This is a genomic window from Pseudomonadota bacterium, from assembly GCA_016711215.1.
Taxonomy (GTDB): domain Bacteria; phylum Myxococcota_A; class Polyangia.
Genome location: JADJTL010000001.1, coordinates 1,314,583 through 1,326,613, shown reverse-complemented (window position 1 = coordinate 1,326,613; position 12,031 = coordinate 1,314,583). Strand labels below are relative to the sequence as shown.

Genomic DNA, 12,031 nt, shown 5'->3' with positions numbered 1-12,031 from the left:
TCGCCGAGCAACGATCTGAGCGTGGCCGATCCGTCAGTATCTCGGCATCATTGCGAAATTCGCCATACCGAGGGCGGTTTCGCCCTCCGTGACCTCGAGAGCACCAACGGCACGGTGGTCGCGGGGATGTCGATTCGGGAGGCGGTCATCCATGGCGAGGTGGTGATCCAACTGGGGCGCACCGCCATCCGCTTCATTCCGGGGAAGGAAGAAAAGCGGGTCGATGCTTCGCATGCTGTGCACTTCGGGCAGCTCGCCGGGCGAAGCCGCGGGATGCGCGAGATCTTTGGCATTCTCGAGAAGATCGCGCCGACAGATCTGACCGTCAGCGTGCAGGGGGAGACGGGCACCGGGAAGGACCTGGTGGCGCGAGCCCTGCACCAGGCGAGCCCCCGGCGCAAGGGCCCCTTCGTCGTCTTCGACGCCGGGGCCGTGGCCGCGAACCTGATCGAGAGTGAGCTCTTCGGTCACGAGAAGGGTTCCTTCACGGGTGCGACCGAGCAGCGCCAAGGGGCCTTCGAGCGGGCGGATGGCGGCACCCTCTTCATCGACGAGATCGGCGAGCTGGCGCCCGAGCTGCAGCCCAAGCTGCTGCGCGCGCTGGAACAGCGCGAGATCCAACGTGTCGGCGGCTCGCGCCGGCTGCCCGTCGACGTTCGCGTCATCTGTGCGACGAATCGCTCGCTGCTCGACGAGGTCAAGCGCGGACGATTCCGCGACGACCTCTACTTCCGCATCTCGGTCGTGGTGCTGGCCCTGCCACCGCTGCGCGATCGGCGGGAGGATATCGAGCTGCTGGTCGACGCCATCCTCCACCACGTCAAGCCAGGCGTCAGCGCCGCGCCGGACACGATTTCCGTGCTGCAGAACTACGATTGGCCCGGCAACGTGCGCGAGCTGCGCAACGTGATCGAGACGGCGTGCGCGATGTCGCAGAGCAAGGTGCTGCACGCGCGCGATCTGATCTTCGCCCATGACAGCGACCATGGGCCGAGCCGCGACGAGATGTCCCTGGCGGGCAAGACCCTGGAGAGCATCGAGCACGCCGCGATCGTGCAAACGCTCGAGCACTGCACGGGCAACCGCAGCGCGGCCGCACGAGCCCTCGGCATCGCGCCCTCGACGCTCTACTTGAAGCTGAAGAAATACAACATCGCCTGAGCTCGTTCAGCGTGGGCCGATCGCCTGCGCCGCAACGGGCGCGATCGGTGAGTCGGCGCTGGTCGCGCTTACGAGAACGGCCACCAACGACGCTTGGCTGGACGCGCTTCTGCTCTCGGGGCGTTTGGATCGACTTCCGGCAGGATGGAGGGACGAGATGGCCAGCTGAGGTGGCGATCACCACGTCGAAGAAATGCCTGCGCGAGGCTGACGACACGCGAGCTGTCTTGAACCCCCACCGCCCAGTCGTACTCGTCCGGCGTGAGCAACTTTGCAGGAAGAAGCCATACCGCGTCGTCACCACCCAGCGGTGCAAGAACAGCCTGACCACCCAGCTGGGCGCCCCTGTACGGGATGCCAAGCAAGACGCCGTGGAATCCATTCGCACCCGTGAGATGCTCCAACCCACCAACGCGAGGCACAGCGAGCGTCACGCAGGTGAAATGAATGAGGCGGCCCTTGAGATCATGGCGCTCAGCGATCGCCCAATCCGTGAGTGCCCAAAGGAACGTCGGCATCCAGCTATCGGCGATAGCTTCATCCGTCGAGGATTCGAGCCCCTTCGTCGGCACCTCGAGTGCCACCTCATAATCGAACGTGAATTCTGGAGGGTTCGGGTGGAGCTCGGGGCTCCACGGATCCGAGATGCCATCGGTGACGAGCAGAACGCTATGCTCTCGGTGGATGATCCGAAATTTCCCGATAGCCTGACCGGGCCAGAAGAAGAGCTCGGGCCCTGCATCTGTCAGCCGCATCGGTACGGTCCGAGAGAGGACCTGGTCACTGAGCCTACCAAGCTTTCGCAGGGTGGCCTGTCGCGCCTCTTCAAGCTTCAAACGCCTTGCTTCGTAGTCCGACATCGTTGCGGGATTACCACCCTCCATACATGACCTGAGCGCTGACGGTCGTCCGGTCTTCGTAGACGCTGATTTCGACGTCAGCGCTTGCATTCTCCGATTTGATCTTCAGCTGGGTCCCAGTGCGCTCCGCCCTCGCGGCTGGGTCGCCCTTCTGCACAGCCGCGAGGTCGGCAACCAGCAGCACGCCGATCACCCAGCTCATCGGATTGCCGGGCACCGCCCCTCTGCGACCAGGAAGCGGAGGAGCAGTCGGAGCGCGTTGGCGGCGGCCTGACCTCGGGCTCGGCCGGACGTGGCTAGTGAAGCACGCGACCTCCCGCGATTATGCGGAGTGCTTCAGCCGCGCGACGGCCCTCCCCTCAGCCGCGCGACTGCCCTCAACTGCGCGAGCGGACCCGGCGATACGGTCTCGGATCCGCCTAATCATCTGCTCCGCATACTCCTCGTTCTGCAAAGTTCCGCCTAGGGCGCACGACGATGCCCCGGTCGACGGCGCGGCCCTTGCCGAGCTATCAGGGCGGCGCGGCCCGTGCGGCGGCCGCCGGGGGCGCTGGCGCGTCGCCGCTGCCGGTGAGGCGTAGCATTTCGATCTCTTGCTCGATGCGCTGAACGCCCTCCCACCAGCCGATCGTCTGGCAGAGGGTCTGTGCCTGATCGAGGTGCTGGCGGCTGTCAGCCGAGTCCCCCGCGATCCGGCGCAGGCGTCCGAGCGTGATGTGAAGCTCCGCGAGCCGCGTGCGATCCGCGCCATGGCGCGCGAGCTCGAGCGCCTGACGCGCGCAGCGCTCGGCCTCGTCCCATCGGCCGGTGCTTTGATGCAGTCGCAAGAGCTCGGCGGCGATCTCCAGCGCGCCGCCGGAGGCTGCTTGCTCGAGGGCATCGTCGAGCGCCCGCGTCAGGTAGCTCTGGGCGCGCTCGGAGAAGCCGATCTGGCCGCAGGTGCGCGCGGCGGCGAGCAAGGTCACCCATTCCGCGCGGGCCGCTTCAGGACTCGTGGCCGTGCTGTCGCCCCGCCGCCCCAACTCGAGGGCCTCGACGATCAGCCGTCCGGCGAGCCCACGGTCGCCGCCCAGACCGCTGGCCAGGGCCAGCTCGCGCACGATCTCGCCCAGCAGCAGCGGTTGCCCCGTCAGCGTGTCGGCGTCGGCGCGCGCCAACTGGAGGTGCCGCAGCGCGCGCTGTGGCTGGGCGCGGTCGAGATCGAGGCGGCCGAGCTCGAGGTGCAGACGTGCTCGTGCGGCGCTGTCGACCGCGGCCACGGAGAGGATCTCGCCCAGCACACCGGCGGCCGTCAGCGTGTCGCCGCGCTGCCGCAGGACCTCCGCCAGGCGCAGGGTCAGCCCGACGGCGGCCTCGTCGAGCTCGGGCGTGGCCACGCCCCCGCGACCCCATTCGCGCCGCACCAGCTCGAGGGCGTCGGTGTAATGGGTCGTGGCCTCACTGACGGCGAGGCTCTGCTGGCAGAGCATGCCGGCCCGTTCGAGCTCGGCGATGGCCGGGAGGCCGTCGTCGGCGCGGTGGGCGTGGTAGGCGATCGCGGTGATGCAGGCGCCGCGCTGCTCGCGTAGCTCGCGGGCGATCGTCTGGTGCATTTCGCGCCGGACCTCGGCCGGCACCCCGGAATAGACCAGCACGGCGAGTGACCGATGCGGAAAGCTGAAGGTCGCGTCGTCGCGTCGCAAGTAGCCCTGCTGGACGAGCAGGTCGAGCCGGTCCACCAGCGCCGCCCGCTCCTCCGCGGGCCGGCCGGTCAAGCGCAGCAGCGCATCGGCGTCGGCAGGTTCGCGGAGCACGGCCATCCACTGCAAGAGCAAGCGATCGGGCTGACGAAGGTGCTCGAGGCGCCCAATGAAGAGCTCCCCCAGGCGTTCGGGCGGATCCTGAAGCGCCTCGTGGACCATCGCCCGAGCGGCTTGCTCGATGTAGAGCGGGCTGGCGCCGCCGGCGGTGATGCTGCGCGCCACGCTGACCAGCCGACTGGATCCCCCGAGCAGCGACGCGAGCAAGGACGCGACCTCTTCCTCCGCGAGGGGCGGCAGAGGCAAAGCCGTGACGTCGGCGGGCCAAAGCTGGCTGCGGTCGGGGGTGTGCGTCAGCACGACCGCGAGATCACCGCCGACCGGGCCGTTGGCCAGCGCCATGAAGAGCTCGCGCGAGACCTCATCGTGTTGTTCGATGTCCTCGATGATCACCAGGAGTCGCTTGTGCCGCGTGCAAACCTGGCCCCAGAAGGTGCGAAAGGCTGCCAGGCGCTCGCGGCGGCGGGCCGCCGGGTTGAGCGTGGCCAGCGGTGCGGCCGCCGAGGCGTCGAAGAGATCGCGCAGACCGGCGAGGTCCGCGGCCGCGAGCTCGAGCGCTTTGGCGGCGCCAAGGAGCGCCGCGCCGCCGCCATTACCCGTGCCCTGGCCCACTCCGAGCGAAGTGAGAGCCTCCTCGATCGCCGAGCGGGCCGACGAGATCGGCAGCGTGGCCCAGCCCTCAGTGGGTGGACAGACCGCGACGGCGATTTGCTGCGCCCGCCCTTGGCGGACGAGCTCGCGCACCAGCGCCGACTTCCCCATGCCGTCGGGCGCCTCGATGCGGAGCGCGCGCGGCCCGGATTGCCGCAGAAAGGCCTCGAGCTGCTGAAGCTGGTGATCGCGTCCGAAGAGCCCGTCGGCGGCGGCCAGCACGAAGGCCGGCTCGGAGGACGCAGCCCCGCTCTTCGGCGGTGCAGCTGCAGCTTGCTCGCGCCGCGCGGCGTCGAGCGGCGCCGGCATCTGCTCGAGCTGGTCCTGGGTGAAGAAGTCGAGCAGGATCTCCGGCGCCGTCGCCCGCGCATCGCCTTGTAGCGGCCAGAGCCCCGCGGTCTGCGCCCACGCCTCGAGGACGTCACGGAGCTGCGCGGCGGAGGCGATGCGATCACCGGGGTATTTGGCCAAGGCCCAGGTGACGATCGCCTCCAGGGCTGCCGGAATCTCGAGGTCGGGGCGTCGGCGTGAGGGCGCTTCGACGGGGTCCTGGACGTGCGACATCATCGTTGCGATGGCCGACGCGCCCTTGAAGGGCACGGTGCCCGTCAGCAGCTCGTAGAGCACGACCCCCATCGCGTAGACGTCGCTGCGCGCGTCCAGCTTCTCGCCGCGGGCCTGTTCGGGCGACATGTACTCGGGCGTGCCCGGCACCAGCCCCGGCGTCGTGACCGAGCGGTCTTCGAGGTCGAGGATCTTGGCGATGCCGAAGTCGAGCACCTTGACGAAGTCGCGGCGCGAGTGGCGTGCGAGCAGGAAGATGTTCTCGGGCTTGATATCGCGATGGATGATGCTCTGCTGGTGCGCGGCATGCACAGCCTCTGCCGTCTGGCACATGATGTGTGCCGTGCGCCCCAGCGGCAGCGGGAAGGCGTCGCGCAGCAGGATGTCGAGCGAACGGCCAACCAGGTGCTCCATCACGATGTAGAGCATCCCCGCCTCGGTCTGGCCGAAGTCGAGGATCGCGATGCTGTGCTGATGGTTGAGCGCGCTGGCGGCGCGTGCTTCATTGATGAAGCGTGCGGCCGCGGTCGCATCGCCGAGCAAATGGCGGTGCATCATCTTGACCGCCACGCTGCGCCCGACGCCGGTGTGATCGGCACGGTAGACCTGCCCCATGCCGCCGGTGCCGATCAGCTCCCGCAGCACGAACTGCCCGCCCACCGTCGCGTTGATCAACGGATCGGTCGGTCCATCGTTCTGGTATGCGCTCAGATCGACGCCGCACCCTGGGCAGAAACGGTGCGCCTGGAGGCAGGGCGTCGCGCATTTGGGGCACGCGCGCATCGCTAGATCATGCCTGCCCGCTCAGCTGAAAGCCAGCGCGTAGAGCCGGCCGAGGTTGCTCAGCAGCAGCACCAACCCCGACCCCGCCGCTGGCGGGGCGCTGAAGCCATGGCCCGGGTCGAAGTACTGCAGCAGCTCGCCGCTCGCGCTGGCGACGACGAAGAGCCCCGTCTCCGTTCCGGAGACCAGCAGGTAGGGGCCCAAGGCCAGCGTCAGGGCGGGCACTCCGGAGGGCAGGCCCTGGCGCCAGAGCTCGCCGCCGCGTTCGTCGAGCGCCACCACGCCGGCCGTCACGGACGACACAAAGAGGCGGCGTCCACTTGCCGTCAGGGCGACGGTACCTTCGAGGGGTGCGTGCCATTGCACGGCGCCGGTCTCGGGTGCCAGGGCATAGACACCGCCGCTATGACTGGCCGCGACGATCGCGCGGCCGAGCACGACGGGCGTGGCGTCCACATCGCCGAAGCGCTCCGCGCCGGCCGCGAGCGCGCGCGTCCACACCAGCGCACCCGATCCCGGCCGCAGCGCGACGAGCATCCCGTCGGAGAACCCGGTGTAGGCCACGTTCTGATGCACCAGCACGCCCGCGAAGCCCTGCATGCCGAAGCCCTCGCCCGGCTCCCGATCGTACTGCCAGCGCCAGCGCCCAGTGCGCGCGTCGACGCCGTAGATGCGGTTCTCGCTCGTCGTGAAGAGCAGCACCCCATCGTGGTAGACGGGGGCTTGGGCGACCGTGCCCTCGGTCGAGAAGGTCCAGCGCAGGCGCCCATCGCGCGCATCCACGGCGTACAAGCGCCCATCGTCGGCGCCGAAATAAACGGTGCGCGTCTCGGCGTGGTAGAGCGGGCGCGAGGCGACGCCGCCGCGCGTCGCCAGCTGCCAGAGTTCCTGGCCATCGGCTGCCAGCGCCATGAAGCGTTTGGCGCTCGAGCCGACGTAGATCGTTCCGTGCTCGTCGATGGCGGCGGAGGCCCACTCCTGGGGTCGATAGCTTAGCAACTCATGCTGGACGAGCTGTTTGCCCCAGACGACATGCAGGGCAGGCAGCTCGCCGCGGCCGGGTTGGCGCGGCGGGCCGTGGAGGTCGAGTCGAGCGAGGCTGGCGCAGCCGCCAACCAAGAGCAAGCTGCTCAGCAGCGCCGCCGGCAGCGACCGCGCCGCCTGCCCGGCCAGCGCCTGCCCGGCCATCGCCTCTCTGGCCATTAGGGCGCGTCGCGCAGGGCCGTGAGGGCCTGCGACGCGCGTTCGATCAGCGTGCGTGACTTCGCCCCGGCCACGACCTGCTGCAGCCGTTCGCGGCCGCCCTTGCGATCGCCCTTGCCGAGCAGCAGCCGACCCTCGTGATAGAGGGCATCGAAGCGTGCGTCGCCCTCGTGGGGCAGCCGCCGCGCGGCGGCCAGGGCCTCCGACCATCGCTGGCGCGCCTCGAAGGCGTACATCAGCCCCTCGGTCGCCGCGGCGCCGAAGAGGCGCGTCGTGTCTTCGTCCGCATCGCGCAGGAAGGCCTGATAGTCAGCTTGCGCCTCTTGATAGCGCCCGCGCTGGTAACGCACCCCGGCTCGCATCAGCACTGCCAGCGCGCGGAGCTGGCGGCCGCGGCCCTCCGCGATGGCCCGGTCAAACGCCTGGTCTGCGGCGCTCAGGCGCGCGCTCTCGGTTGTGAAGCGCGGCGCCGTCCCCGCCTCCGCGGCTTGCGCGCTCGCGGTCGGCATGACGGCAGCCTCGTTGACCGCCAGCGCCTTGGAAAGCACGCTGGTGCTGCCCTCGGCGCGCCGCAGGGAGAGGTGCTCCCAGGTCCAGGCCGCGGCGACGATCACGGTCGTGACGCCGATCATCGCCAGCACGCGAGTGGTATGGTCCGTCACCCAGCCCCAGGCGCGCTGGGTCATGGTGATGAACTCATCGGGCTGGTTGAGTTGTTTGCGCGTGTACTTTCGGGCCACCATTCACCTCGTTGGGAGGCGTTACTTAATCAGCACGGTCCTCAGGTGTCAACGCGGCGCGGCCGGCCTCCTCTGCGCCGCCGCGCTCGCGATCGGCAGCGGCGACGGGGCGCGCGGCGTCGGCTCGTCGCGGGCCTGGGGCGAGGCCCGGGCGGCGCGCGCCGCCTTCCCGCCCTGGCAGCTGACGGTCGCGCCGGTCTACGCGCACCTGGCGTCCGCGGGCGCCGTGGAGGCGCCCGGTGGCGGTGCGCGGGTCGAAGTACGCCGCGCAATCACTGCCGAGCTCGGCGCGCAGCTCGGTGGCTTTCTCAGCGTCCAGCGGCGGGTCGGCACCGACCCGGCGAGCGGCCGACGGTGGGGCGAACTCTGGGGCGTCGGCCTCGATGCGGTCTATCTGGTCGACCTGGCCCGCTGGGTGCCGCGCGTGGAGGCCGGTCTCGGGCTGCTCTGGCGCGGCGCCGGGATGGGCGAGCCCTTGCTCACTCCCCTGCTCCACCTCGGCCTCGGACTGGACCACGCCCCGCGCACGTGGCTCGCCGTCGGTCTGGCCCTGCACTACTACGCTCCGCTGGAGCAGCCGCTCGAGCTACCGACCTACCTTCAGATCGGCCCGAGGCTCGCCCTGCGCTGGTGAAGGCGACGATCAGCGAGGGGACCTGGCGCGCGGCGCCGGCAGGTCGCGCAGCGTCGTACCCATGGCGCGGCGAAAGCGTTGGTGCAGCTGCTCGCGCTCGCGCTGGTCGTCGAGGCGCTCGTCGCCGCTCCAGCTCCGCAGCTGACAGCTCAGCAGCACTGCAAGATTGAGCAGCAAGGCGCCGGCCGCGAGCGCCGCGGCCCCCGCCGTCAGGCGACGCGGCTGGCTGCGCGCGCGCTGCTGGCGACGGCGTCCAAGCGCCGCGACCAGGCTTGCGCCCGCCAGCAGCAGGCCGACGAGCTGAGCGACGCCGAAGGACGGGATCAAGGCTGCGCCGAGCGCCAGGAGCGCCAGCAGCGCCAGCAGCACATCGATCACGGGCTCTCCTTCCGCGCGGGCCGGAGGGCATGTTCAGCGGCGGCGCAGTGGCCTGTCAAGGTCCTGACGCCGGGTCCTGGCGCCGGGGGTCCCCCATCCCATCCTCGACTGACGAGCTCGTTGAGCAGCGAGCGGACTTCGCGCGCGAGCTCGACCGCGAGGGGCTTGGCGTCAGTAGCCCGGGGCGCTTCGAGCAGCGCCTGAGCATGAGCCGCGCGGGCGGCCAGGCGCACCCCACCGACGATCTCGGCCGCACCCTTGGCCCGGTGGGCCAGCCGCGCCAGCCGCGTCGCATCACCGTCAGGCGGCATGAGGTCGATCTCCGCCGCCAGCGCCTGCAGCTCCTCCAGCGCCTGGCGCCCGAAGCGCTGCCAGAAGCTCTGGCCACCTGCTGTGCGCAGCTGATCGAGCTCGTTGAGGCGCGACTCATCCAGCGCGACGAGATCGTCGGCGGGTGGTGCCTCGCCCTGCCCATGCCGTCTCAGGCAGCGAGCGAGCGTCTCGAAGGACACGGGCTTGGTGAGCACGTCGTCGAAGGCGGTCGCGTCCTGCTCGTGGGTCAGAAAGACTGCGGCGGTCATGGCGACGATGCGTGGGGGATGCTGGCCCGCCGAGGCCTGAGCCCGAATCAACTGCGCGGCGCTGGCGCCGTCGAGATCGGGGAGCTGGCGGTCCAAGAGCACCAAGTCGTAGGCGGTCTCCCGGCAGCGCGCGATCGCCGCGCGCGCGCTGCCCACCGTCTCCGTGCTGCAGCCGAGCCGCTCCAGGAAGGCCTCGGCCAGCTCGCGACTGACGGCGCTGTCGTCCACCACGAGCACCCGTGGCGACCAAGATGGCGTCTGCTCGGTCGGCGCTCGCGGCGTCGGCGGCGGGGCGCACGCCCCGGTCGTTGGCAGGGTCACGGTGAAGCGCGAGCCACGGCCAGGCTGGGTCTCGATCGCCAGCCGTCCAGCGAGCTGAGCCAGCAGGTGGTCGACAATCGCCAGACCGAGGCCCACGCCTGCCTGGGGCTGGGCGGCGGCGTCGTCGCCGCGCGAGAAGGGCCTCCGCAGGTCGGCAACGCGGTCAGCAGGCATGCCGATGCCCGTGTCGTGCACGCTCAGCGTCAGCTCGTCCGGCTGGTCCTCAGCGCGCGAGGCAACGATGGTGATTGACCCCTGGGGCGTGAACTTCAGCGCGTTGTCGAGCAGGTTCCCCAGGATCTGCTCGACGGCATGGCGATCGCTGATCAGGGGTGGCAGGTCGTCGGCGAGCTGCAGCTCCAGCACCAGGCCCTTGGCCACGACGCGCGACCGCTGCGCCTCGACGACGCGCCGGACGAGCGCCGCCACGTCGAAGCGCTCCCAGGGCTGGGGCGGGCGCACGGCATCCCGCGCAGCGACGTCGAGGAGATGGTCGACCAGATGCAGCAGCAGCTGCCCCTGTTCGCGCAGGAGCCCGAGCCAGTGCGCCTGCTGCGGAGCCAGCGTGCTGCGCGTGAGCAGCTCGGCGAAGCCCAGGATTCCATGCAGCGGCGTGCGCAACTCGTGGCTGACGCTGGCCAGGAAGGCCGCGCGCGCCCGATCGGCCCGTTCGGCACGCGCCAGCGCCACGCACAAGCGCGCCTCGGTACGCTTGCGCTCGGTGATGTTGCGCACGCTCGTGCGGTAGCCCAGGCGGCGTCCCTCGCTGCCGGTCAGTGGCTGCCAACTCATCGCGCCCCAGCAGGGGGCCCCGTCGCGCCGGCTGATGCGGAACTCCAAGTCGTTGCCGCTGGTCCCCTGCGCCGCACCGGCCAGGACCTCGCGCACGGTGTCTCGATCCTCCTCGTGCACGAGCGGCAGCGGGTAGCTCGGCAGCTCCAGGCAAGCGGCGACGCTGTAGCCGGTCATGCGCTCGACGGCGGCGTTGATCCACCGCGTCTCGCCGAGCGGACCGATCCAGCTCTCCCAGTCGTAGGTGTACTCGGCGATCGCGCGAAAGGCCTCGCGCGCGAGCTCAGGCATTGTCGCCGATCCATCCACGGCCCATCGCGTAGCGGGTCAGGCCGGCGATGTCGCCGAGCTGCAGCTTGCGGCCAATGCGCAGGCGGTGGTTGGCAACCGTCTTGGGCGAGATGCTGAGCGCGGCGGCGATCTCCTTGCTGCTGCGCCCGAGGGCCACGAGGCGCACGATCTGTTGCTCCCGCGGGCTGAGCGGTTCGGGCGGGGGCTTTCGCGAGTGCATGCGCAGCATCGAGCTGGTCGTCGCACAGTAGTAGACCCTGCCGGCGACGACGCGCCGGGCCGCCTCCTTGAGCTCACTGAGCGGCGTGGACTTGGTGACGATGCCGTGGACGCCGGCGTGAAAGACCTCCAACACGACCGCGGGTCTCTCCTGCGCCGTCACGACCAGAATGCGCAGCGCGGGAAGGGTGCTCAGCAGCCGGCGTACCAGCTCGAGCCCGCTCACATCCGGGAGCACGAGGTCGACGATCGCCAAGGTGGCGCGACCGGGGGCGAGCGCGGCCAGCGCCTCGCGGCCCGTGCCGCAGGTGCCAACCACCTCGAAGCCGGCTCGAGGCGCAGCAGCTCGGCCAGCATCTCGCGGAAGACGGTCTGGTCTTCCACGATCACGACCTTGGCGGTGGGGTTCGCGACTTGGGTCATCTCATCGGGCTTGATGGGTACTTGTACCCCTTCTCTCGCGTCGGCCGGCGATCCATGTTCAGGGCGGAAAGATATCACATCGACAGGAGGTCCCCCGATGCAAGCACGTTCGTCCTCATGGGCTGTGACACTCGTCGGCGCTGCCGTCTTGCTCGCCTGCGCTGGCACGACCAGGGCGCAAGGCGCTGGGCTGCGGGACGAGCCCAACGCCGACGTCGGGGCGTGTGCCGGGCTTTCGGAGCAGGAGCGTCGCACACCGCTGCTGGACTCGAGTGCGGTCGTCCAGGCGGACCAGGTCACGATGCGTCGAGGGAAGCAGATGCTCTGGCAAACCGACGGCGCCGAGCTCTCCTTGCGAGCGGGTCGCGGCGACACGGCGGCCTGGATCGAACGCCTGGCGCGCTGTCAGCTGAGCGCGCCGGAGTACCTCAGCGACGCCAATAGCCCGCTTGCGGTAGCGGGCGCCGAGGCGCGCGTGTTCCGTGCGGGTAGCACCCTCGTGCTGAGGATCACCGCCAAGGACATGTGGGTCGGAAGAGAAATCTGGCGGCGGGCCGCAGGCCTCGCGCGCTCCTCTCGCTGAGCGCAGCGGGAGCGCCACGCGTCGACCCATTGCTGGGGCGAAAGGCTT

General features: G+C 70.1%; 11 protein-coding genes. 3 read left to right on the top strand and 8 right to left on the bottom strand.

Annotation, left to right across the window (positions count from 1 at the left end):
* Positions 1-1,161: sigma 54-interacting transcriptional regulator (locus IPL40_05195; GenBank protein ID MBK8480552.1), on the top strand; the 1,161-nt coding region annotated here is incomplete at its 5' end.
* Positions 1,162-1,229: 68 nt separating this feature from the next.
* Here the strand turns inward: IPL40_05195 and IPL40_05190 are convergent.
* The 5 genes from IPL40_05190 to IPL40_05170 form a co-directional block, all read right to left on the bottom strand.
* Positions 1,230-2,021, bottom strand: coding sequence for a hypothetical protein (locus IPL40_05190; protein MBK8480551.1), 792 nt, complete (start codon positions 2,019-2,021; stop codon positions 1,230-1,232).
* A 10-nt stretch (positions 2,022-2,031) separates the two neighbouring features.
* Complete coding sequence (locus tag IPL40_05185; GenBank protein ID MBK8480550.1) at positions 2,032-2,238, bottom strand: hypothetical protein; 207 nt, start codon at positions 2,236-2,238, stop codon at positions 2,032-2,034.
* Between the two features lie 295 nt (positions 2,239-2,533).
* The gene (locus IPL40_05180) at positions 2,534-5,818 is read right to left on the bottom strand and encodes a protein kinase (GenBank protein ID MBK8480549.1); all 3,285 of its coding nucleotides are present in this window, start codon (positions 5,816-5,818) and stop codon (positions 2,534-2,536) included.
* A gap of 21 nt (positions 5,819-5,839) precedes the next feature.
* Positions 5,840-7,021, bottom strand: a complete 1,182-nt coding sequence (locus IPL40_05175; protein MBK8480548.1) for a PQQ-binding-like beta-propeller repeat protein — start codon at positions 7,019-7,021, stop codon at positions 5,840-5,842.
* On the bottom strand, positions 7,021-7,761 hold the full coding sequence (locus IPL40_05170) for a tetratricopeptide repeat protein (protein MBK8480547.1): 741 nt from the start codon (positions 7,759-7,761) through the stop codon (positions 7,021-7,023). The genes IPL40_05175 and IPL40_05170 overlap by 1 nt, the downstream gene beginning before the upstream one ends.
* Between IPL40_05170 and IPL40_05165 the strand changes: the two genes are divergently transcribed.
* Positions 7,745-8,395, top strand: coding sequence for a hypothetical protein (locus IPL40_05165; protein ID MBK8480546.1), 651 nt, complete (start codon positions 7,745-7,747; stop codon positions 8,393-8,395). The two genes, IPL40_05170 and IPL40_05165, sit on opposite strands and share 17 nt — an antisense overlap.
* A 9-nt stretch (positions 8,396-8,404) precedes the next feature.
* Here the strand turns inward: IPL40_05165 and IPL40_05160 are convergent, their stop codons facing one another.
* The 3 genes from IPL40_05160 to IPL40_05150 are packed head-to-tail and all read right to left on the bottom strand — an operon-like array spanning position 8,405 to position 11,296.
* Positions 8,405-8,773, bottom strand: coding sequence for a hypothetical protein (locus tag IPL40_05160; protein ID MBK8480545.1), 369 nt, complete (start codon positions 8,771-8,773; stop codon positions 8,405-8,407).
* A complete protein-coding gene (locus tag IPL40_05155; protein MBK8480544.1) occupies positions 8,770-10,758 on the bottom strand; it encodes a response regulator in 1,989 nt (662 codons plus the stop codon). Before IPL40_05155 ends, IPL40_05160 begins: the two co-directional genes overlap by 4 nt.
* Positions 10,751-11,296: a response regulator transcription factor gene (locus IPL40_05150; GenBank protein ID MBK8480543.1), complete on the bottom strand. Its 546-nt coding sequence runs from the start codon at positions 11,294-11,296 to the stop codon at positions 10,751-10,753. Before IPL40_05150 ends, IPL40_05155 begins: the two co-directional genes overlap by 8 nt.
* Positions 11,297-11,497: 201 nt before the next feature.
* Here IPL40_05150 and IPL40_05145 point away from each other — a divergent pair, with 201 nt between their 5' ends.
* Positions 11,498-11,983 (top strand): hypothetical protein, encoded by a 486-nt coding sequence (locus IPL40_05145; GenBank protein ID MBK8480542.1) that lies wholly within the window; start codon positions 11,498-11,500, stop codon positions 11,981-11,983.
* The last annotated feature ends 48 nt before the right edge of the window (positions 11,984-12,031 follow it).